Origin of the sequence: Paenibacillus campi, assembly GCF_034659835.1 — a bacterium.
In the GTDB taxonomy this organism is placed as follows: Bacteria; Bacillota; Bacilli; order Paenibacillales; family Paenibacillaceae; genus Saccharibacillus; species Saccharibacillus campi.
The window spans coordinates 129109-153669 of sequence record NZ_JAXSQZ010000001.1; the positions used below are offsets into that span (position 1 = coordinate 129109).

Sequence of the window (24561 nt, forward strand, 5' to 3'; positions counted from 1 at the left end):
AGAATAGTGCTATTAAAAGGTGACGCAGTGTTGCAACAATTAACAAAACTATACTTCTATAAGTGAGGCTATCCAATGAAAATTTGGGAAATGTGGAGTAATGAAAATAATGTGAAAGTAGTTACGATAGAGGAAAGTAGCCACGATATTTTAGATCAAATAGATGGAAGATCATTGCTGGATTGTTGGACACCTATCCCGGTAGAAGTTAAAGGAGGAAAGCGTAAGAAAAAAGATTTCGCTAGTTTTTTATTGAAAGCTCCAGTAGTTAGTCACAAAACAAAGGCATTATTAGAACCTTTTTTAGGAGACCAAGTAGAGTTTCTCCCATTAGACTTTCAGTCTTCCGATGCCAAAGATGACACTACATACTATATTTGCAATGTGCTCAATATCGTCAATTGCATCGACGAGGAAAAATCAATTCGTAAATATTCCAAGCGTGGAACATTTATTGATTACGAAAAAATTGTATTTGATGAGCGGATATTTAGCATGGAACAAGACTTGAAAATTTTTAGAATTGAGGCAATTTCTCATAAGTCTTGTTATGCTACAGATCAATTTAAACAATTCCTTGAACAGCATCACATTAGTGGACCCGATTTTGAACTCATATGGGATTCTGAAGTGGATTATGAACACACTGAGCAGAAGTACGACGAAGCCGTTCGTAAGATTAATGAAGATACGCCATAGAATATTAATGGGAGAAGGTATTTGGAAGCAATGATTTGTATGGATTGATTGTTTACTATTACAACAAACGAATGTTTGATTACGTAGTCAGCAGATTCGATGCTTACACCCAATATTTGTATCACTGCGATTAACACTGAAGATGCTCTCTATGATGGACATGTTCAAGTGGAGAAGGGGTAAATGTCTATGAAAATTTATAAATTACATTTAGGTGAAGTATCGATTATGAAGTCTTCAAGGGATAAGAAAGCCAGAGATGAACTCAGTGATAAGCTATTCAAGGGAGAATTTATAAAGGATTGGAAACCATTCAAAGTAGAAACAGCAATAGAAGGGGAATATACAGATTTCGGGAGTTTTACAAGTGGTTCTGCTTTATGGAGAAAAGATATTGTTGATTTACTCGTACCATTAGTTGGCGAACAAGTGCAATTTCTGCTTGTACAACATCCGGAATATGATTATTTTTTAATGAACATATTAAATATATTGGATCGTATCGATCATCGTCACGCTATATCGGAGCGGATCGAAATTCTGGATTTAATAAGACAGTACCAAGTCTATGTGTTTGATAACAATTGGTTAACGCATTCCAAGCAACGCTATATCTTTCGTATTCCTGAATTAAATCATCATATTTATGTTTCGGAAGATTTCGTGAATATCATTCTAGAGAATGATATAGGTGGGATTTTCTTTGAATTATTATACGATTCTGAAACTTGGCAAGACCCTAATCCTAAAGTGACCGCGCAATATCAGGATTTCATTTCGAACCATATTGAAGTAGGAGCTTATTATAATTGGAAGCAGGTAGAAGAAGGTTTGCAACATGGGAAAGCTTATGCAAGTGCTCATTGGAAAGTTCAATTAACAGAAGATGGAGATCGCATTTTCGGGCAATTGCGTAGAAGTTTGGATTATCATTTCTTTTTCACTACTACGATTCCTCAAGAATTATTTGCCTTGAAGTGGTATGAAACAGAGCGAACTGATATATAAAAATACACAGCGTAATCCATTGGAGGAATTATTTTGAAAAAATTGGTTGTTTGGTATCTTTTATTTACTATCTTAGCAAGCCAATGTTTAATTACGGTGTCAGCAGACTCAATGCTGACACCCAATGTTCGCATTAGTAATCATAAAGGTGAAAGTAGTATCGAAGTACGTAAAAAATAACATTAAACTACATAAACAATAATTCCATATCTTATATGTATCGATAACAATATAAAAATGATGTCAGTAAAAATATTAAAAATTTTATACAAACAAAGCGCCTTTTTGTTGGATAAAAATACATAAAAGCAAATATTTAACTAGTTTTTGAAAATGGTTTTAAAGTATGATCTTGTTGAAAAATATATATAAATACTAATTTTACAATTGAAGGGGACAAAGAGAAAAAATGAAAAGAATACTAGCATTATTGTTTTCCTTACTTTTACTGCTGCAAACAATAGACCCTAGCGTCTATGCGGCAGGAGAGACGACCGGGATTGTCGCAGCTACCTCGGCAGAGGAAAGGTCAACCGACACGAGCACCAACGTAGCAAGTGACAGACAAGCAGCCGATGATATAGCTAGCAGCAATGAATTAGCACAGAATGATACCGACCTCAATCCAAGCACTGTAAATGAAGCAGTATATACAACAATCCCTCCTGTATTGCCTCAAGAGGAGGAGCAGAAATACATAGTCCGTCTTACCGACAATCATGAGCAACAAAGCAATCAACCAATCGCCGCTGAACTGGAAGATGCGGTCAAACTTCCGTTAGTCGATCGCTATTCTGCCGAACTGACACCAAGTGATGTAAACGATCTTATTCGAGACGGTGCAGTACAGTCGGTAGAGCTGGATCAACCGATCGAGCTGGCAGCAAGCAAAATGCAGGAGACAGATTTACAAAACGAAGCACAGCAAATCCCGTGGGGATTGTATGCTATCGGTGCCAATCTGATACACGCTTCAAATACCGCTAAAAAAGTAAAAGTGGCTGTACTTGATACCGGAGTATCGAGCCACTCTGATTTAAACATAACAGGCGGCGTTTCCTTTGTGGAAGGGGAACCCGATTATAACGATCAGCAAGGTCATGGCACACATATGGCTGGTACGATTTCGGCGATCGATGATACGTATGGAATCGTTGGGGTAGCGCCTAATGTAGATTTGTATGCTGTCAAAGTCATTAACGCCGAAGGCAAAGGATACACCAGCTCGGTCATCCAGGCGATCGATTGGGCGATCGACCACCAGATCGATATTATTAATATTAGCTTTACGAGCGTAGAATACAGCGATTCACTGGAAAAAGCAATCCAGACTGCGCGTGACAAGGGGTTACTACTATTCGCGGCAGCAGGCAACTCAGGTAATGGCAGCGATAACGTAAGATACCCTGCCAAATATCCGGGCGTGATCGGTGTAGGTGCTGTAAATACAGCCCACCAAAGAGCGACTTTTTCCGCGACTGGCGATGGCGTCGATCTGGTCGCTCCAGGAACGAATGTGCTTAGCACATTGACGAATAACAAATACGGCGTTTTATCCGGTACATCTTCAGCAACGGCATTTGCCTCTGGTGCGGCAGCACTATTATGGGGACAACATCCGGACTGGACATCCCGGCAAGTGGAAGACCAAATGCTGGACACCGCCACATCATTAGGTGAATCGGCACAATACGGCAAAGGTCTGATCAATATTGCCAAAGCATTAGGCAAAATCGATGGCTCCATCGCTCCATTAACAGACGGCGAAGACCCTTCATTGATTACCCTTCCGACAGAACCGGTCGAGATTCCACCAGTTCCAGGCGATTTAGAGCTGGCTTCCTATGCACATGTGGGCAATAACCAGACGATTAATGCAGGGGATGTAGCCAAAGTATCGCTTAAACTACAAGGCGGATTGAATGGAGAAAATGTTCACCCTCGTGTCACTATTACCGTAGCACCAGCCAATGATCCAACTAGCGTATTGACTCCATATACGAAAGTGGTCATGGACCCCGATCTGGATGTGGAGATTCCATTTGAATGGAAGACTGCGACCGATACGACGCCAGGTGTGTATACGATCAAATATGCGTACCGTGCTTTTGCCGACGGCAGCATGGACGATACGTTCAAAATTACCGTATTACCGGCTTCCGGCGAAGTGCAAGACACCTATGAGCCGAACAATACAGTCGCAACGGCAAAAGTCGTCCAAGAGGGAGAAAGCTACATTTCGTACATCCCGACGAGCGATGATGTGGACTATTACACATTCACCGCAACGACAACACGGACGGCTAAAATTCAACTGTATTCTTCGCGTGCTGCTTCGTATAGCATCACCGCCTATACCGATAGCCAAAGCCCACTGGCTTCTGTCACATCAGCCAATGGGGATACGGGAGAACTGTCGCTCTCGGTTGAAGCGGGTAAAACGTATAATCTCAAAATTGTTGGCAGCAATGGATATTTTGGAGCAGCTGCTTATACATTGTCAATTGATGGTTATGTGGCTTCAGGGCTGGCGGCGCCGACTAAATTGATCACTGTTCCTAACTATAATAGTGTAAAGCTGACCTGGGATATGATGTCAGATGCGACAGCTTATATTGTTCAAGTTAATGGTAAGACTGTAGCAACAATCACAGACAATGTTTTCAAAGTAGTGGGACTTAGCTCATTAACTTCCTATACGTTTGGAGTCGCAGCCGTTTATCCTACTGGCACTAGTAAGTTTACGACTGCTCGTGACACGACGTTAATTTCAGAGCTGATTATTAATGTTCCGCAGGATAGCAAGTTGACAGCAGGTGCAGAGCAATTATTTACCTTTAAGCCTGCAACAACGGGCATTTATCATATTTATACAGGTTCTTATTTGAATAATGGCAAACAAAGCTTTACAGATTTGAAAATATTTAATGATGCTGCCCAAAGCAGCCTCGTAGCCGATGGACAAGATGCTGTAGGTACATCATTTGCGGAGATCAAAGCACCGTTAACAGGGGGCAAAACATATTATGTGCGCTTATCTGGCTTTGATCGCCTTCCAATGGAAGCCAGAATTACAGCTAAAGTAATTAGCTCCGATATTCCTTATATTGCACTGAATGAAGCTAAAGATATTGATGAAAACAAAGATAATAGTACACTGTATATTTTTGTTCCTGGAGCAACAGCGAATTACAAATTGCTGACTAGCTATTATGGCGGTCAGTCAGGGAAGGCTAACAATACACGCATACAGGTTTACCAAGATGCAGGTTTGAAAAGTCTAATTACAGGGGGGGAAGCAGATGATAGCAGTACATCTGGTTTCTCCAAATTAGAAATAAACCTAGATAAAGGCGTACCTTACTATGTGAAAGTGTCTGCTTATGACAAAGTATATGCCAGATTGTTTGTAACAGCAGGAGCAATTAACTATACTCCATTACAAGCTCGTCAAGCTACAGACGTTTCTGTTAGAGCGGATCAGCAAGTATATTATTCATTTACACCCGCTCAAACAGGAAAGTATAGACTGTTCACGGCTACTCCTGGTGGTACTTCCAGAACGATAGACCCGTATATCTATCTATACAGTGACCCTACACGAACGAATTTGATTGGTGAAAATGATAATGCGGAAGGAAGTAACAAGTATTACGGCAGCCTGGATTCTAAGTTGGAGACGGAATTACAAGCTGGAAAAACTTATTATCTTACTGTAGAAAATGATGCAGTAGGGAAAGCAATGACTATTAGATTGCAAGTAGAAGACGCTTTTCAGTCAACAAAAGCTACTGCGCAAAGAGTGGATTGGGATCAGATTTATGAAGCTGATAGTTTGAATCAAAAGTTAAGTACAAGCTCTCTGTATGATGTTGATTTCTATCGCTTTAGTTTGAGCAGTACATCTCAAGTCAATATTAATCTGTATGATAACTTTGCCTATATTGAAAACCAAAATAATAGGCTGTATGGTTTTGTCAGAACAGATGATGTCGGTGGGCGTGTATTTACACTACCTGCCGGAGAATACTATTTGCGAGTGGATAGCACACTGACAGGAGTTGCTTCGGCACAGATTTTGGCTAACAAAGAGTACACCATGTCTTTGTATATTAATGAGATCAATATCGATACAGATGGCGGTACAGATAGCTTTGAAACATCTTCTATACCAGCCAATGCAGGTACAGGTGCAGGAATTTTCTATAGCTTTACGCCCAATACCGAGGGAGAGCGCAGATCACAAGCTGTATTTAAATATCCGAATAAACTAGGTTTTAGTAAAATCGTTTACAAAATATATCCGAATCAGTTTGCTGGAGCATATACAGAAGACTATACTGTTTTTCAAAGCTCTCGAAATCATGTTTCTGCGATCGCTAGTGTGGATTTAAAATGGGATGGAAGTGTTGCTGAGCGACTTCGAACCGATTTATCCTGGAAGTATAATGGCGCATATTATGCTAAAGATGGGCTATATCAAATTGCATCCTATCCTTATCCATTAACAGAAGCAGAACGCGCTAAAATTATAAAGGGACAGGTAAAATATCAAGAAATTTATGTACAGAATAGTGTATCGTTCAATCAGATTACGGGCAATCATTACTATCCTCCACCGTTTACATTAGATGGAACTAAGAACAGTGATCTTGTTCGCGCAGGGATGTATAACGAATGTGATAAGTGTAAGGAATACTATAGACAGTATGTAGTACAGGCACATGAGGTGGGTCATTCAAATTGGTATGCTGAATATGTCACCTGGTTCAAGAACAACTACGGCACAACCAGCTTACAGAAGTTTTTTGATGGAGCAGATAAACTAATCAGCCCAGACCCTAATGCAACACTTTCAGAAATGATCCATAGTGCGTTATTTGCGGGAGAGCTTATACCGGTTATTTCGGTTGGCGCTGGCGGTGTAGACAGTATTATGTATCTTTCCGAAGGTGAGTACACCGAAGCGAGTTTAAGCGCAGCTGGAATGATTCCATTTGGAGCTAGTATAAAGGTTAGTTATCGTACGGTTAAAGCTGGCGGTGAGATTGTTAGAGTAACTAAAGAGGTTAACATAGCAGGCATAGCTAGAGCAGACGAAGTTGCCAAGTATGCGAAGAAAACGTGTAACTGCTTTGTAGCCGGTACAAAAATTCAGACGATTCATGGGGAAGAACCGATCGAAGATATTAAAATTGGCGATCAGGTACTCTCTAAAAATGCAGAAACTGGGCAAAAAGACTATAAAACCGTAACAGCGTTATATCGCAATGAAAAAGAGACAACGTATAAGCTACATGTGAATAATGAAGTGATTGAAACAACGGATAACCACCCGTTTTGGGTAGAAGGTAAAGGATGGGTCACAGCGATTGACCTGAAAGTTGGCGATCCGTTAAAGCAAAGCAATGGGCATGTACTGGCGATCGGGCAGATTGAAGTGGTGCATCATGAGCAGAAGGTAAAGGTGTATAACTTTACCGTTGCGGAGTATCATACGTATTTTGTGAGTGATTTGGGGATTTGGGTTCATAATTTGAATTGTGTTGTGACAGCAAATGCAGTCCGCAAATTGGATGCTTCTATTTTGGATAAATCTGAAAATTACTCTTGGTCTTCATCCAGTAAAGCAGTAGGACATTTATTAGATAGACATGTAGCTCAAAGAAATGAAGATTTGATTAAAAGAACTTATGACAAATCAATTCCTGCGACTTCATTTACCAATAAAAATATAGCCAGTAAAGCTATGTTGGAGGTTTTTAGGAAGAACGCAGAAGACATTGCTGAATTTGTAAACAATTCGGAAAATGGTGCGAGGAAAATTATTCATTCGGAGCATTCGATTGCTATTGGTAAAGGTGTAAATGTAAGAGGCGAAAATGGTTCTAGCAAAGTTGTCAATGGATTAAATAAATCTACTTTTATTTTAATAAGAGACGATAAAACTGAAGCAGGCTTTTATATTTTAACAGGCTATCCGACATTTTGAGGAGGAGTTAGATATGGATTTGAACGAGTTTAAAAGATTTGGTTTTTTCTTAGGGGCTTACAGTGTAACAGCTGAAAATTATCAAGAATTGTTAGAAATTGTAGAGGAATTCAGAGACTACGAAGGTGATCCTACAGTCAGTGAACTGATCTTAGAATTGTTAAAGATTCAAGAGCAAAATAAATGGAAAGAAACTCAAGACTTTATTATTGAACATGCGCTTCGTAAGTATGATTTAGAGGAAGTAGAACAATTTATAAATGACATGCTAACTATATTAAAAGGAGAGACAAGTGAAGAAGTATAGGTGCTAGGTTACAAGTAATTATTTTTTAGTAGAGTATCAAGATGTGAATCGTGCTAAGTACTAATCGTAGATTAAACCATAGCATAGTACATACTATGCTATGGCAAACCTATTAAAAATTAGAAAGGCTAATTCGTGCAAAGGCAAGAGTGTACTTAGAAGTCATTAAAAGTCAGGTCACAGCGATTGAGCTGAAAGTTGGCGATCCGTTAAAGCAAAGCAATGGACATGTACTGGCGATCGAGCAGATTGAAGTGGAGAAGGTAAAGGTGTATAACTTTACCGTTGCGGAGTATCATACGTATTTTGTGAGTGATTTGGGGATTTGGGTTCATAATATTAATTGTACATTCACTAATGGGGAGCTTTTCGAAACATCGATTAAATCAAAATCTGGTCTTTTAATAAAGGGAGTAGCAGAAGTTGAAGTCAAGGATAGTACTTTGATTTTAAAAGATTTAGCTATTTATCCTGATGGAGTTGTTGGTAATGCAGCTAAAAATAGTGTGGGTGCTAAAGATTTTGTTGCTTGGAAAAATCAGGTGAAAGAGATGGCAAAGGAGCAAGGATTTAACACATTGAAGATTACTGGAGTAAGAGCACCTAATTTATCTTCTGCTAACCCTGGAAAAATAATTGATTACACATTTGATTTAACAAAGTGATAGGAGTCGAAATCTATGTTTTCTAAAGAACAGATTGAGGAAATCGATGTTTTACAAGATTTATGTGATAGTCTCCAAGTTAACGGAGAACCTTTTATATGTTTTGATATTTTGTCTGATATTGTTCATAGTAATAAAGGATTTTCAAAATTATCTCAAGAAGAACTTTTATTATTAAAGAAACAGCTATTTGAATATAAAAAATTTTGGCAGGATATCGATTGGTTTGATAATCGTATTTTTCTTGAATTGTTACCACAATTCGAAACTAGGATTGAGATTGAGTTATTAAAATATTAATTATGGAAGAGTTATACAAATAAATGGGTGGTGAGAATGGATGAGAGTAATAACTATACGATATCCAACTTCATTGGATAAAATAGAGGACATTCACGTAGTTCGATTAAGTGATGCTCAAATGTTGAAATTCGGATTGAAATAAGGTACTAACATGGATTTAGGATAAGGCGAATACATTGGAATTTCGTTATGTATTTCTAATCCGTACAATTACAAAGATATAAAAAAAGTTATCGAAAATGGATTGGGAGAGCAAGTAATCTTAGAGGAGTGTAGTGGGGCTAATATACATCCGACTAGAGCAATTTATAGGATGTTGTGGGAATGCAATGAATGGATGTCGAAACCGTATCATAGCGAACGATTGGAACAATTCTTTTTAACTTCAATCGACCTTTATTTTAAAGACATTGATCTGCCAGCACGTATAAGTATTCAATTTTCAGATGATAGCTCGTATGAATTCTTAATTTATTTTAACTATCATGATCTGACTCTAAAATACAATGAATGGTCCTTCTTTTTAGAGAATTTATAATTTAAATGACCTAACATTTATTAATTCTCAAACTAAATACCAATCCACTCAGAGCATAGTCCACTCTATGCTCTGATAAACTAAAAGAATGCATTAACACATAGAAAAAATTCATTTATACAAAGGGGTATTACTTTGAAAAAAACGATGATATGGAGCGTTGTGTTGTTGCTATTTTTGATTGAAATCTCGGTTTTTCCGAAGTTAGCTGCTGCTGAAAGCTATTCACCCGCTTCTGGAATCCAACTCGATGGTATTCGCGGTACCAACGGGATTTATTATGGTGATGTCAAACTCAGTTTCGATAGTGGAATAGAATACAGTTTGGATCAAGGAGTAAATTGGAAATTACCTACGTCTACTATCGTTCTTGTTCCTACGAAAGGATATAACATTTGGTATCGTACAACAAATAGTTCGTCAAACAATGAATTAACGATTGTCGTAAAAACAGATACTAAGCCGCCATTAACGACTGCCGAATTGCTAAATAGTACAGATGGCTATACAAAAGACAGCTTGAAAATTCAATTATCTGCTATAGATAACGAATCAGGTGTACAAAAGACACAATATAGTACAGATATGGGTCTTACCTGGATGGACTATAGTAGTACAGTCACTTTAACAGACGAAGCACAACAAATATTTTCTTATCGATCAATAGATAAGTACGGTAATGTAGAAAAAACACGTAAGCTCAATACGCTTATTGATAAAACTCCACCTAATCCGCCATCCATTCAATTATCTCCAATGAACTGGACAAAGGATAATATTACTGTATCGATAACAGATGGTCTGGATCAACATAGCGGTACGGTTCGCTCCGAGTACCAGATCGGTAATAATAACCAATGGACTACATACTCTACACCATTTGTAGTCACTGCAGAAAATCAAGATATATATGCTCGTTCTATAGATGCAGCCGGAAATATAAGTGTAGTCATGCAGAAGTTTGTTCCTATTGATCAAACGCCTCCGTCTTCACCAACTATTGAAATGAGCGAGAAGTGGGAGTGGTTGCCCGTTGATATTGCAATTGACCATAGCAAAGATAATGAAGAAATTAATCGTATTTGGTATGAGTATAAGTTGGGCGAAAATGGGGAATGGAAAGATTTTGTCGAGGATTTGATGATAGACACTCTCGGCGAAACCCCCATCTCCTTCCGCTCCTTCGACGAAGCGGGCAACTACAGCCCGATCGTCAACAAAGTAGCGCGTTTCGACGATATCGCACCTACAGAACCAACCGCTTTCAAAGTATCCAATCTACGCTACAATCGTTTCGATCTATCCTGGTCAGGAGCTACCGATAACATCGGAATTAAAGGGTATGACATTTATACAGCAGATGATCAATATTTAACGACAGTAACAGACGCTACATATCAAATGACCGGTCTTGCAGCCAATACAACGTATACATTCAAAGTGGTTACCTATGATAACGCTTATAACGAATCCGGCTTTAGCAAAACGATTGAAGTGACAACGCATAGTCGTCCTGATTTTCAGTCGGGACAATCTTATAATATGGTCGCTTTACGTGGGGATGGACGGGTCTGGACATGGGGAATAGCTAAAGAAGGTTCATTAGGAGATGGTACAACAGCAAGTCGTGATGTACCGAAACCGATCCCGAATTTTAAAAGTGTGAAGGCTATCTTTAACGGAAACAATATTACACTAGCTCAAAAAGTAGATGGTAGTGTGTGGGGCTGGGGTGGCTATCCGATTAACAGTGCTGTCCCTATAGAAATCAAACCATTTGATCAGGCGAAACAAATTTACGTTAAAGATCATACGATCTTTGTCGTGCAACAGGATGATATGTTATGGGCATGGGGCAAAGGAACGTTGTATGGTTCGGTTAATGCTGAATTGGAGCAACCAACCAAGTTGAATGTGCGAGATGTCAAATATGTAGAAATACAAGCACAGCATATTCTCATTATGACGAATCAAGGGGCATTATGGACGTGGGGGATGCCGTCTTCTGGTCTGTTAGGTGTGTCTCCGCCTGCGAATACGTATTATCCATTTGTCGTTAAATTTTCGAATGCTAAAGTTGCTAAAATTGCGGCGGGTACAGCGTTTGACTTGCTTTTGAATGATGATGGTACGATGCAGGCTTGGGGATATGATCAACAAGGTCAGCTCGGTAACAATCGGGACAATAACTTTTTCCAACCTGCTCCGATGTATTTTTTCCCGGGCGGAACGTCTGTGTTAAGGCAATCGATGTCTGGAGAAGCCGGAGATTATCGTAAAATAAATAATATTAGAGATATCGTTATCGGTGAAAACCATGCGCTGGCAGTAGATCAAAATAACGAATTATGGGGCTGGGGTTCCAATACACAAGGTTTGCTTATGCATAATGCCCAGTATAAAGAAGAAAATGGAATCATCTATCAAGCGGAAAAATTAAATATAAGCCGTGTCAAAGAAATAGTAAAACATGTACCGTATCAAACGGATTCCTATTTCACGCTAGTCATTACAACAGATAATCGATTAATCGGATGGGGAAATAACAAAAATGCCGTCTTAGGCACACAGTCCACAGCCAAAGTACCGCCTGTTGTACTTGCTGATCATATTGATAAAGTGGCTGCTCGTGCGGGTGATGTGATTTATACGAAAGACGATGAGACGTTTTGGATGCTTGGCAATGGTGTTTGGAATGGCAAAGACTATGCTTCTTATGCTACTCCGGTTAAAGTCGATTTCGATAATGGTGCTGTACCGCCTGGTGAAGACACTCCGCTGCCGACGGTAGATGAACTGCCGGAGCAGCCAGCTCAGCTTGAATTGAAACAAAAAGGAGCCGCAACTGCGACGATTAACTGGACACAATCTGAACAAAAATTCCAAATCGAACAATACCGAATTTTTGTCGATAATAAGCAAGTCGGAACGTCCACTACCAAAACGTATACATTAACAGGGCTTCAGCCCGCACAAACGTATGTCGTTACGGTCGAAGCCGTCAGTGACACAGGCAAAGTGTCCAACCGAAGCGAACCATTAACGATCGAAACCGCAACCGATACACCTTCCAAGCCAGCAGATTTAAAAGGGACAAGTTCTACATTGCATACGGTAGACCTGGTTTGGCAACGAGCAAGCAGCGTGTCCCCGATCAAACAATATATCATTTTCCAAAATGAAGTGGAAATCGGTCGAACGTCTGCACTGACCTATAGTGTGAAAAAACTTCGTTCTGCGAGTGTGTACGAGTACACGGTGCAGAGTGTGAATGAGGCGGGGAAAGCATCCGAGTACAGTGACAAAGTTTCAGTATCATTGGAGGCAGATATTCCAACTATACCGAAGGATATAACGATGAGCAAGCCAGTCGACGGAAGTGCAGCGGTTAGCTGGACGGCATCGACGAGTCAAATGGCGATTCAAAAGTATATCGTACGGATCAACGATACAATCGTTGCGGAGACGTCAGAAACGAAATATACGTTGAGTGCGATAAACAAAAACAAACTTTACAACATGACTGTCACTGCTGTTACAGAGGAAGGTTTATCGTCAGCTCCGGGTGTACTCCTATTGACGGCAGCACCAATCAATCTGTCCACTACCGATGTGGACATGTACACTAAAAAACTGAGCTGGGAAATAGCGGATGACCAGAAATCCAGTGTGAAAACGTATAATGTGTATTTGAATGGGAATTTATATAAAGCGACAGCCGATACCCATATTGCGTTGGAATTGCTCATTCCTGGCAAGTTGTATACGGTACAAGTCACAGCGATTAGCAATACGGATACACAATCGCCATCAAGTGAAGCGGTGGAATTTTCCACGATTGCCAGTCCATTGCAAAAGAAATTTATTTTTGCTTTGAATGGTAATGCAGGCTGGATTAAAAATAATGCTAATTTGTTAATGTGGGGTAGTAATATTGAAGGGCAGCTTGGTGATGGGACTATAATTGATAAAACGAATGCTATTCCAATCGATATTCAAAATGTAAAACAACTATCTAGCGGTGGCTATTCAGGCAGAGGGTATTATACACTTGCTGTCACCGATGACGGCAAGCTATGGGGCTGGGGCACATCGTATGATCACGCTATAGGCGATTTAAGCCCACATGCCGGTACGCCCAAACCAGTTACGTTATCTTCAAAGTCCATCGATTCGGTGATGTCGGTTACTAGTGTGTATGATATGAACTATATTCTGAAAACCGATGGCACCATTTGGCGCTTTGGGGCAGCTGCCAGCGAGTTAAAGCAAGTGGAAGGAATTACCTCTGTTGTGCAGATCGTAGGCAAGTACGCGTTGAAAACGGATGGAACAGTATGGAAATATACCGGTGATCAAGTTGTGCAACTCAAAGGGCTGTCTGATATCCAGCAAATTACGTATAGTTATGGCTTGAAATTGGATGGAAGTGTATGGAAATGGACATCCAATGGCAATACCGATGATATTACCGTTAATCAAGTTACAGGGTTAAGCCAAGTCATTCGAGTAGAATCAGGTGGGGGTCATCTTGTAGCTTTAAAACAAAATGGTACGGTATGGACATTGGGAATTAACGATCTTGGACAATTGGGAGATGGAACGAAAACAACTCGTACAGAGCCTGTACAAGTTGCAAGTTTAACGAATGTCGTTGACATAGCCGCCAGCGGTACTTCATCATTTGCTGTGCTGGCAGATGGAACGGCTTGGAGCTGGGGCTTTAATTATGGAGGGCGACTGGGAGACGGTACAACGACAGATCGTCTAGTACCTGTACGTGTAATGGAAAATACACCGCCCGCCGTCACGCTGCTGGAACCAGCCGGGTCAGCTCAAAGCCCTACATTAACAACCAATCCAAAAGTTACTTTCAAATGGGCACAAAAAGATACAGCAGTAGGCACATTATTTAGCGATATACAAATTCAAGTGCTTAATGAAGCAGGGGAGAAAGTGTTTGATTCTGGTACAGTGAGTCAAACCGGTTCACAACTGACGAGTGAAACGAGCAGCTGGATCGCCAGTCAGGATTTTTCGAAAAACATCAAGCTACAAGCTCAAGTACGGGTGAAAGATGGAAGCGCATGGTCAGACTGGTCATCATCCGGCTGGTTTCAAGTGATCGATGAGCCTGTGAATCCAGCTGTATTTAGTATGTATGGTGCAATGGGCTGGTTAAAAGCAGACGGAAGTGTATGGATGTGGGGGCGAAACAATTCGGGGCAATTGGGAGATGGAACGAGTAACGACCAGCCAAACGCGATCCCGGTGAATATTCAAAATGTAAAGCAATTAGTTAGCGGTGACTCGTATACACTTGCACTTAAAACAGACGGATCGTTATGGGGCTGGGGCAGTGCGTATAGCGCAGAATTAGGCGTATCATCTTCATATAAACAGACGCCACGTCCTGTAAGGCTAGCAGGAAAGCCGCTCCAAGATATCCAACAGGTTGTTTGTATGTATGGTTCAAATTATATATTGAAAAATGATGGTACAGTTTGGTATTTTGGAAGTTACGCTGAATTACGAAAAGTAGACAATCTCGCATCCATTACGCAATTGATCCGAGGTTATGCTTTAAAAAATGATGGCACCGTATGGAACTATGATACGAGCTATCCTTATCAAGTACCTGATTTGACAAATGTGCAGCAACTTACATCTGACTATGTACTGAAGCAAGATGGGACAGTCTGGAAATGGTCGCATAATAGCAATTATCCGAAGGAAACGACTTTGACACAAGTATCCGGATTAACTCAGATCGCTCAATTACAAGATGGAATGGCATTGAAAAAAGATGGAACCGTTTGGACATGGGGAGAGAGCTATTATGGACAGCTTGGAGATGGAACGACGAGTTACCGCCAAGCCCCTGCTCAAGTCAAAGGGTTAAGCCAAGTGGTAAGCATATCTTCTAATGGAACGTCTTTAATTGCTCTGCAAGCCGATGGAACGGCTTGGAGCTGGGGCTTAAATGATCAAGGCCAATTAGGAGATAGTACAAAAACCAATCGTTTAACACCTGTACGTGTAATTGAAAATACTCCACCATCAGTCAAATTGCTCGGACTTGGCGAAAACGCTGCAAGCTCAGTCACGAACACAAACCCAAGAGGCGATTTCAAATGGGAGCAAACCGATACGATGGCTAACACATTGTTCAGCGACATGCAAATTCAAGTACTGGACGAAAAAGGCGTGAAGATAGTAGATTCTGGTGAAATAAAACAGGATCAAATACAGATGTCCACCAACACAGGGAGCTGGCTTACAGGTGCAGACTTGCCGGAAAATGTGAAGCTGCAAGTGCACGTACGAGTTAAAGACGGAAGCATGTGGTCAGACTGGTCACAACCGGGCTGGTTTATGGTGGAAGTTGAAGTTCATGCTCCGCTTAATCGTACTGTTTTCAACTTGAATGGTGCTATGGGGTGGATAAAAGCCGATGGCAGTGTATGGATGTGGGGACAAAATTCGTATGGTGAATTGGGGGATGGCACAAGCAATCATCGACTGCACGCCATTCCGGTTGAAATGAAAAATGCAACGCAGTTAGTGAATGGGGATTCATACGTTCTTGCACTCAAAACGGATGGGACATTATGGGGCTGGGGCACTTCGCAAGCAGGAAAATTAGGTGCTGAAAATGTAGTTAAGCAGGGACCTAAACCGATTGTTTTTTATGGACAACCCGTCACAGACATTCAGCAGGTGTCTACCAATGGGTCCACCATCTCTGTCTTAAAAAATAATGGTACAGTATGGTATGTGAATAATGGGTTACGCCAAATATCTAATCTTGACTCTGTTGCTCAATTGTACCAATATTATGCGGTGAAAACAGACGGAACGGTTTGGAGATACAGTAGTTATTCTGTACAGAAAGCACCGGAATTTACGAATGTGTATCAACTAACAGCACGCCATATCCTGAAAAAAGATGGCACCGTCTGGAAATGGACATATGACTCATCGACACAAAAAACAACGTTGACTCAGGTGAGCGGATTAAGTCAGATCATTCAGGTGCAAGATGGAATGGCATTGAAAAAAGACGGAACGGTTTGGACATGGGGCAATAATACGTATGGACAACTTGGAGACGGAACGAACACGGCTCGCGAAACGCCAGCTCAAGTGAGTGGATTAAGTACTGTTTCGAGTATAGCTTCTAATGGATATTCTTTAATTGCGGTTCAGACAGATGGGACGGTATGGACATGGGGGGACAATACACAAGGACAACTGGGAGACGGAACGAAGACGAATCGTTCTGTACCTGGACAAGTGGTGGAAAATACACCGCCCACTGTTAAAATGTTAGGGATGGGACAATCTGCTCAAAATGCTAAAGTTGTAGATACGTTACGTGTTCCTTTTAATTGGGAACAAACAGATAATATGACAGGTACGGTGTTCAGCGATCTGCAAATTCGAGTGTTAGATGAAAGTGGACAACAGATACTGGATTCTGGTGAATTGAAGCCAGAGTACAGACAAAGATCGATTGGCAAAGTGTTCTGGATTGCGAATCAGGATTTGCCGGAAAATGTGAAGCTTCAGGTTCAAGTGCGGGTCAAAGATGGTGCTGCATGGTCAGACTGGTCACAACCAGGCTGGTTTAGTATCAAACTTGAAGTGGATACCTCTACACTGCCTACACCGGCTGTGTTCATGTCTTATGCTAGAATGGCATGGACAAAAGCAGATGGAAGTTTATGGATGAGTGGGCAAAATAATAGTGGTCAATTAGGTGATGGCACAACGGTTGAACAGTTAAAAGCAGTACAAGTTCTTATGCGCAATGTGAAGCAACTAGTTAGTGAAGGTTCCTATACACTTGCACTCAAAACGGACGGGTCGCTGTGGGGATGGGGGATGGCAAGCGATGCTGGCTTGGGCGACAATACGGAAACGATAAAAATGCCTAGTCGAATGATGATAGAAGGTCAGCCACTCAACGATATTCAGCAGCTAGCGAGTATGAACCAAATAAACTTTATATTAAAAAATGATGGCACCGTCTGGTATTTTGGCAAAACAGCTACTTTGCGTCAAGTACCAAACTTGAGTTCGATCATTCAGATTACGCGTGGTAGAGCGTTGAAAAATGATGGCACGGTCTGGGAGTATGATACCAGTTCTGCGCAAGTTATATCTGGTGCAACGAATGTTCAACAAATTACGTCTTCCACTATCCTTAAAAAAGATGGAACAGTTTGGGATGTATGGTATAATGGGTACTCCAAAAAATTCGTAGTGCAACAAGTGTCAGGGCTAAGCCAAGTTACTCACATCCAAACCGGTATGGCAGTGAAAAAAGATGGTAGTCTATGGACTTGGGGCGATAACAGCTATGGACAATTGGGAGATGGCACCCAAAAATATAGACAAACTGCTGCTCAAGTTAGCGGGTTAAAACAAATTACAAGCATCTATTCCAGCGGGAATTCTGTCATTGCTTTACAAGCAGATGGAACCGCTTGGAGCTGGGGCGATAACTATTATGGACAATTGGGAGATGGCACAAAGACCAATCGTTTAGTACCGGTCAAAGTATTAACTTCGAATTGATTCTGGATCGTCTGTTATGTGTATTGTAGTAAAACAACGTCTTTCTAATCCGAAAGACGTTGTTTTATTGTTTTAATACTTATGAGTGATAGGGTTGCTCAAATGGTTACACCAATTGCCCATCTTCCCTTTCTAGAGTACACTGACATAGGAGAATATGTAGTTTAATACGGTGAAATGGGCGCAATGATGCCTGTTGCATGCAGCGTATGATCAAACGTAACCATAACAGCCCTGTTCTAACATCATTATGGTATTGTTCAGGAAGCCAGGGATCATCATCACGAAGTCGGTGAAGCCCTGTTTTAACGTCATTATGGCATTGCTCACCCTGTATAGGCGATGAACGAAAGGATGCTGTTGTTTGTTGCTGTTGCTTAGGCAATGCCGTTCCATACCACTACATGCTGATTATTATGCACATGGCTGATCATGAACGAACCTAGCTAATTACAAATGTAATTTGCACCAAACTATAATCACCATCACCAAATACAGAAAGGCGGAACCCCAATGACAACGATTCAGATTCGTCAGCCCAAATTAGAAAGGCTAGAAGAACCGGAGAAAGGTTTTCTCGGACGTGTAGAGCTTGAAGTAGAAGGGCATGCAGAGCCGTATGAATTGACCTTGTTTTCCAAGCGTGGACATGATTGGGATTATAGTCTGCATTTTTTGGACGCATCAGGTAAAGAAGAAGAAATTGAAGCGGTAGAGCGGATCATTGAGGAAAATGATGACGAGTTTGACCGAATCATCGAAGCGATTTGGGCAGTGTATCCAGGTCCGGATGAGCATAAACCTAAAGATTATCGCGTTTAAGCTACCGGGTTACGAATTGTAAAAAAGATATTACGGTTCCTGTTAGCTGCTCTTGCTGGACTGTCAGTAGAGCAGCTATTTTTGTAAAAAAATACATATTAGAAATAAGGTATAAAGACGCATGTCTAAAGGTTGGATAGCTATTTGTAGCGGTAATAAAGGAACCGTAATGAAACAGCACTTCGTTTAACTTCATATTACACGTTTAAAAGATACTATAATCTGTAAAAATGCTGTATTATGGGCTTTTTTGATTGTTCAAATCGAGTTTTGGTGGGTATATATGACTAGCACTTGCATATATGTGTAGATACAATATGACAAATATCTTCAAAATTTGAAGCTTGGAGTCTTTAGACTCAGGTTTTTGTAGCCTATGCCCTGTATATTTAGTAATACCTGGATGATACACAAAAAGGTCATTATTATGAAATGAGAAGCGATAGCGTGAAATAAGCTTACATGAAGACGATAAAGTAGCCAAATGATGGGCTTGTATTTGCATTCTGCTAGCGGTTATGATAACGAAGGCTTAGAGGCAGCAGGGACAAATGGAATGGATGCCTCGTTGCATGTTCATACTAACCTCATACGGCTATGATCTCGAGAGATGAATGTCTGCAATGCACGAGAGATGAGTGTATGCAATGGATGAGATCGAGGAGACAATCGTTTTCATGTTAGCATAATGTTTCTTATTAAGATTGATGATCATGATGTATTTATCTATGAGTAAGGGATATGGGCGAACGATATTAACGCTGTTATAGATACGAATGAATGGCAGCGGGGGCGATGATCGCTGTCATGATGGAAGCGCGACAAAAAGGGACGTTAAACAATGCCAATCTGATGGATTGTCCAGAGAGGAGATTAGTAATGATCAGTTTTTTTCGCAATAAAACGATTCCGTTAGCGGAGCAATGGAGCAAGCTGCAAGAAGCGGGAATTTATCTCCGTGCTAATATGGGCATCGAGCAAGTTGTAGCTGGCAATTCACTGTCCTGGTATGAGGAAAAACCGTATACGCATTTGCTCATTTCGCTTGGAGAAAAAGTGTGCAAAGATACGATTGATCCGGACTGCATGTATCCGAGTGACCAGCTCTGGTATGTTGATTTGCAGGCGGTAGAAAATACAGATTTGTACAGCCAGCTGGCAGAGCGGATGGTGATGATGACCGATGGGGCGCTGGATATGCGTCATATTCGTAGCTGTCTCGATCATGAGCACAAGCGTGTATTGTTTAGCTTTTTGCATCAGGGCGAACGGATCGAGTGGGATATCCAGTATTATAGTGAATGGATCGACAAATCGTTTTTTGATCGGGTCATTCAGCTTAATCGTCAACGTGGCGATGAGCGCGAATTTGTATATATGACACTTGGTCAACATTTGCTAATCGGTTATATCGACCCAGCACAGTTTAAACTGTTGAACAAGCTCGTTGACCCGAAATTTAACGTATGGACGATGAAAAATTAAGTTTGCTATAAGCCGGATAAGCGAGTAAACGTAGATGCGATCAGCTTGGTGCATGTAGGCAACCAACGGTAACGGAATTTGGATGCTAGCTTTTAAGCAGACATGGACTGGATTTGATATGATTTTGCCGTTCATTAGTTAATGGCGTTTATACTTTAAGTGTGTATTACGATTGCATATACACAGTTGAAATGTAAATATGTATACGTATACGTGATAAGTAGTATTCATGTTTAAAATTAAAGCCGCTACCGAACCAGACTGCATAATGCGGTTCTGGTTCAGTAGCGGCTTTTGTTTTGGTAGATGACATAAAGATGTGTGTTCGCATTCTGCTATGCAATATAGATGCTGTTTATTTTCGTTAGCTGCACTATATTTATGAATTGTTTTATTCTAAATGTGATCTTTTCGACACTGATGAAATGGCAACGATGAGATGTAGAAGACACTGTTTAGTAAGCAAACTTAGTTGCTACTACGGTAAGGAATAAGCAGCTGGACTGCTGTCTCGCGACGGAATATTATTTTTCAGCCGTGCAAGTGACCAGTTCACCTGTAGCTAACACCGACAATTGTACACCTGTCGACATTTGCAGCTGCACCGGGTGGATTTCGGAGACGCGATCAGAGAACAGCCAGCGACGTCCCGCAGGCCCAACGAGCAAATATACATCCTGTTGACCGACAAAATTGAGTCCCGTATCGTCAATCTCATCCGGTTGGACAGGGAATCCGGCTTTGTACAGCAGTTTGGCAGTTTGTTTTACATCTATGGTCGTGATATTCATCTCACCGATTCCAAGCAAATGCGCTGGCGAGAACGGTACATCCAGCATAGGTGCATACTGCTGACGCGAGATCAGTTCGATAATATTACCGGCAGGGTCTTCAATATAACAGGAATAAGCATCCAAAAAACTAAAATACGCTTCGTCCTTGCCATTTTCAGTGAGCAGTTTACCAGCTTCGCTGAGCCAGTGTTTTGCTTCTTGAAAATGATTAGCAGCGATATTAATCGCAATATGATAAAACGGCTTAGTTCCCGTTGTGGCAACACGAAATTGGATACTGGATTGACCGGATAGGATCGTAAAGGCATTCTCTTGTTCTGTAATAAGCTCGGTGCCAAGCAGAAGTGCATAAAATTCGTGCATTCGTTCAAGTTCAGCGGTATATAAAGTAAGCTGTGTAATGGAAGTCATGTTATCTCCTCCTGGCTGTAAATAGTGTAGTATAAGGCGATTATACATAACTTTAAGCACACAAAGCAGAAAATCATCAAAGCTTTAGCAAGTGCTCATATACCGTTCAGCCGATGTTCATTTGGTGAATATAGAGGGTGCTTATGTGCGTTGGTTCCTCATTCCGTGCATTCAGCAGATGTTCATTTGATGAATATGCCGCCAAATGGGATCACTTCACGCAAAATACGTTTGAATAAACCATTGTCTTCCAAATGCTCAGCCAGTTCTCCGTGGTCGTGTCCGCTATGCAGCAATACAGAGCCATGACCGGTCATTGCCCACTGGTAATGCATATGCTGGCTGGCAAGATGGTTGCCGTATACACTTAGCCGCAGATCGGCATTTTCGGGATAGGCGAGCAGGCTGCGTGCATCGACATAGATCGGCTCGTGCGGGTGCAACGACAGTTCGACGACAGCGCCGCGGGTGAGCAGACCGATTTCGCCATCGCCGCCGAATTTGACTTTGATCACATCGCGGGTGATGACGATATTTTTTAGTTTGAGCAGTCGGGTTTGCATCGTAATGCCGGATGTATAATAAAATAGATGGCGGAAATCGTACAATAGATCGCTACCGGCATCAATACGAATCGGGATCAGATTAAAGCCCGGCGGCAATGAGCTAACAAAGCGGCATGGCCCGGTAAAATCGGCACGAATTAAATTGCGTTTGCGATACATCCCTTTTACATCCATCAGCCGATCGTTGCGTCCAGCCGATGCGCCTTCATAGGCGATAATTTGACCCGGATGCAGCATATGTAGCTTTTCGGCATCCGCCAACTTCACGATCACCGCTTGCCCGCCATGCGGGAGTGATGACGATTTTTGCCATTCCAATTGCAACGGGATCGCCTCCTTTGTACAGAGTGTATTTCGTAGCTTGACCAGCTTCAATGTACGATCTGATCGATTTTATCGTATGAACATCTACCTGCATTATACCTTGAACTTTTCTAAGCTAAATGACATTAAACTGCACGTTCAGTGCGGTCAGTCTACTAGTAGCTTGACCCACTTAAATTCAATGTGTGATTGACTACATCTTATAAAAAATATACTGGAATCGCAGCCTAAGAACATCGCTGCTGTGCAATATCCAACTGCATAGTTAACGTGATCAAGCTATGAAGCGATGTCTTCCAACCGTTAACTTTGTCATAGTAGCGGTCGAATCGGTTATATCTCATATGAAATAAATCACATGTATAACAAAGCAACATCGAACGTCAGCGAACCGCATCGCATGAGTTGCAAAACAGTTTGAACATACGCCCTAATTTGTATATCTTACTATGATATAATAACTCCTCGCAAAAAAACCGCCGTCATCTTAACGGCGGCGCAGTCCAAAGCGGACGAGGCGGGTGAAAATAAACCAGAGCAGCACGATTCCAATCGCGGAGAACAGCAATGTTTTCCAAAAACGAGCGCTTGCAGCACGCTCGGCTTCCGCTTGCTGCAATTGCTTGACTGTCTGGGTAAGCAGCTCATTTTGCTCAGCGAGACGCTTATTTTCATCGCGAAACGATTGCATATTTTGCTTCGCTTCATCGAGTTCGGTCATTGCTTGATCGTAGTTTTGCTTCAGTTGCTGGACTTCCTGCGGTAGCTCGGTAAAACTGCGGATGCCATTTTTATAATCTTCCCACCAACCGGCATGAGCGGCGGACGGTTTCAGCAGCAGACCGGTGCTTGTCAGCATGAGTATGACGAGGGCAGACAGCAGCAGGCGTTTATATTTCATTCGGATCGTTGTTCCTCCTTCGGTTAAAAAAACAAGTGGATGATCGAGGTCGAGCGGAAAGGATGCTGGATACATAGACCGTTATCGAGTTGGATCGTTTGGACATATGATGAGTTGCTTGTGAATCAACGTCATTATATACGCAATCAACACGGGAAAGATGCCGAATTTGAAAATTTTATCAAAAAAATAAGTTTGGTAACGTTGACAATATCCATTTTTTGGAGTAAAGTAGATCAAATGTTCCATGCGGTCATCTTTTCTATCATTAGGGTTACATGTATCGACGTTGCGACCGATATATTTGCCCAGTCAAGTTATAATAGATGGCATCATAGCATAGGACTGCCGCCCTTATGTTTAAAGTGGAATAGGGCGGGGTAATAGTTAGTTGTTCTGCACCATATTGTGAATGGCGGTTCGTCCATGCGAGGCGGTTCACACTTAAACGTTTCCTATTTGCGATTCCTGTGAGCACAGGATCAACGACACTATATACAGTCGGATGATCGTAGCGGATGTACGATGATCTATTTTAACAACAAACACAACTATAACAGCAAGGAGTGACACATGATGCAACAAACAAACTTTGAAGCGAATTTCAAAAAAGTAATGATTACCGTTAATGGCGAGCCTGTCGGCAAAGGTCTAGTCATCGACAGCGTAACGTACGCACCGGTTCGCGAGCATGAGCTGACAGCTTCGGTCGTCGAGCAACCATCGACTGCACCTACTGCTTAATGAAGTAGGCGAAGGGTAGACTATACGCAGACTAAGTTAAATTTCAAGTTTGATTGTGTACTGAAATCGTGATCCATGCGGTCTTAAAGTAGATTCAACACTCAAATTAATCTTGGACAAGTGACTACTAGCTTGTCTCAAATACATTTATAGCTTGTCGATCTAACCATTGCTTGATGATGAATAGGTTAAGGTACGTTCAAACACAATTTCCATTTGAGACAGTCTACTACTACTTTGACCCTATTAAATTTTAACTTTGATGATGTGCTTCCATATGTATCATTCAGCATTTGAAGCAGATTTAAAGTTCATATGAATAGCGGTCAACGTACTAACGCGTACCTAAGCTACTTGTTCGCCTTTTTGAGGCAAACGTATATAGAGTATGTAACGTAAGACGCAGGCTACGGCACTGT

Annotated in this window: 13 protein-coding genes and 1 pseudogene; 11 read left to right on the top strand and 3 right to left on the bottom strand. The window is 41.2% G+C overall.

All coding sequences use genetic code 11. From position 1 onward, the window contains the following. Positions 1–75: 75 nt before the first annotated feature. The 10 genes and pseudogenes from U1I11_RS00470 (at position 76) to U1I11_RS00510 (ending at position 20402) form a co-directional block, all read left to right on the top strand. On the top strand, positions 76–699 hold the full coding sequence (locus U1I11_RS00470; protein WP_322902915.1) for an imm11 family protein: 624 nt from the start codon (positions 76–78) through the stop codon (positions 697–699). Positions 700–888: 189 nt separating this feature from the next. Next, positions 889–1707, top strand: a complete 819-nt coding sequence (locus U1I11_RS00475) for a hypothetical protein (RefSeq protein WP_322902916.1) — start codon at positions 889–891, stop codon at positions 1705–1707. A gap of 409 nt (positions 1708–2116) precedes the next feature. Further along, complete coding sequence (locus U1I11_RS00480) at positions 2117–7699, top strand: S8 family serine peptidase (protein ID WP_322902918.1); 5583 nt, start codon at positions 2117–2119, stop codon at positions 7697–7699. Positions 7700–7712: 13 nt separating this feature from the next. Further along, positions 7713–8006, top strand: a complete 294-nt coding sequence (locus tag U1I11_RS00485; RefSeq protein WP_322902920.1) for a hypothetical protein — start codon at positions 7713–7715, stop codon at positions 8004–8006. Between the two features lie 149 nt (positions 8007–8155). Further along, on the top strand, positions 8156–8671 hold the full coding sequence (locus tag U1I11_RS00490; protein WP_322902922.1) for a polymorphic toxin-type HINT domain-containing protein: 516 nt from the start codon (positions 8156–8158) through the stop codon (positions 8669–8671). A 15-nt stretch (positions 8672–8686) separates the two neighbouring features. After that, entirely contained in the window at positions 8687–8971 is a 285-nt protein-coding gene (locus tag U1I11_RS00495) for a hypothetical protein (protein WP_322902923.1), read from the top strand. Between the two features lie 688 nt (positions 8972–9659). Beyond that, positions 9660–10208: pseudogene (locus tag U1I11_RS21630) on the top strand (OmpL47-type beta-barrel domain-containing protein); the annotation flags it as partial. Positions 10209–10538: 330 nt separating this feature from the next. After that, on the top strand, positions 10539–18095 hold the full coding sequence (locus tag U1I11_RS00500) for a fibronectin type III domain-containing protein (RefSeq protein WP_322902926.1): 7557 nt from the start codon (positions 10539–10541) through the stop codon (positions 18093–18095). 513 nt (positions 18096–18608) lie between these two features. Continuing rightward, positions 18609–18917, top strand: coding sequence for a hypothetical protein (locus U1I11_RS00505; RefSeq protein WP_322902928.1), 309 nt, complete (start codon positions 18609–18611; stop codon positions 18915–18917). A gap of 879 nt (positions 18918–19796) precedes the next feature. Continuing rightward, complete coding sequence (locus U1I11_RS00510; protein ID WP_322902929.1) at positions 19797–20402, top strand: hypothetical protein; 606 nt, start codon at positions 19797–19799, stop codon at positions 20400–20402. A gap of 524 nt (positions 20403–20926) precedes the next feature. Here the strand turns inward: U1I11_RS00510 and U1I11_RS00515 are convergent. The 3 genes from U1I11_RS00515 to U1I11_RS00525 form a co-directional block, all read right to left on the bottom strand. Then, positions 20927–21607, bottom strand: coding sequence for a glyoxalase (locus tag U1I11_RS00515; RefSeq protein ID WP_322902930.1), 681 nt, complete (start codon positions 21605–21607; stop codon positions 20927–20929). A 182-nt stretch (positions 21608–21789) separates the two neighbouring features. Further along, positions 21790–22497: an AIM24 family protein gene (locus tag U1I11_RS00520; protein ID WP_322902931.1), complete on the bottom strand. Its 708-nt coding sequence runs from the start codon at positions 22495–22497 to the stop codon at positions 21790–21792. Positions 22498–22984: 487 nt separating this feature from the next. After that, positions 22985–23398 carry a hypothetical protein gene (locus U1I11_RS00525; protein ID WP_322902933.1) on the bottom strand — a complete coding sequence of 138 codons (414 nt, stop codon included), beginning with the start codon at positions 23396–23398 and terminating at the stop codon, positions 22985–22987. Between the two features lie 573 nt (positions 23399–23971). On the opposite strand from U1I11_RS00525, the gene U1I11_RS00530 reads away from it, so the two are divergent. After that, positions 23972–24142: a hypothetical protein gene (locus U1I11_RS00530; RefSeq protein WP_322902935.1), complete on the top strand. Its 171-nt coding sequence runs from the start codon at positions 23972–23974 to the stop codon at positions 24140–24142. The last annotated feature ends 419 nt before the right edge of the window (positions 24143–24561 follow it).

Bases quoted from the DNA above. Each gene is read 5' to 3' on its own strand.
- U1I11_RS00510 (WP_322902929.1), top strand. From the start codon at position 19,797: ATGATCAGTTTTTTTCGCAATAAAACGATTCCGTTAGCGGAGCAATGG.
- U1I11_RS00480 (WP_322902918.1), top strand. From the start codon at position 2,117: ATGAAAAGAATACTAGCATTATTGTTTTCCTTACTTTTACTGCTGCAA.
- U1I11_RS00530 (WP_322902935.1), top strand. From the start codon at position 23,972: ATGATGCAACAAACAAACTTTGAAGCGAATTTCAAAAAAGTAATGATT.
- U1I11_RS00525 (WP_322902933.1), bottom strand. From the start codon at position 23,398: ATGAAATATAAACGCCTGCTGCTGTCTGCCCTCGTCATACTCATGCTG.
- U1I11_RS00515 (WP_322902930.1), bottom strand. From the start codon at position 21,607: ATGACTTCCATTACACAGCTTACTTTATATACCGCTGAACTTGAACGA.
- U1I11_RS00495 (WP_322902923.1), top strand. From the start codon at position 8,687: ATGTTTTCTAAAGAACAGATTGAGGAAATCGATGTTTTACAAGATTTA.
- U1I11_RS00475 (WP_322902916.1), top strand. From the start codon at position 889: ATGAAAATTTATAAATTACATTTAGGTGAAGTATCGATTATGAAGTCT.
- U1I11_RS00485 (WP_322902920.1), top strand. From the start codon at position 7,713: ATGGATTTGAACGAGTTTAAAAGATTTGGTTTTTTCTTAGGGGCTTAC.
- U1I11_RS00505 (WP_322902928.1), top strand. From the start codon at position 18,609: ATGACAACGATTCAGATTCGTCAGCCCAAATTAGAAAGGCTAGAAGAA.
- U1I11_RS00470 (WP_322902915.1), top strand. From the start codon at position 76: ATGAAAATTTGGGAAATGTGGAGTAATGAAAATAATGTGAAAGTAGTT.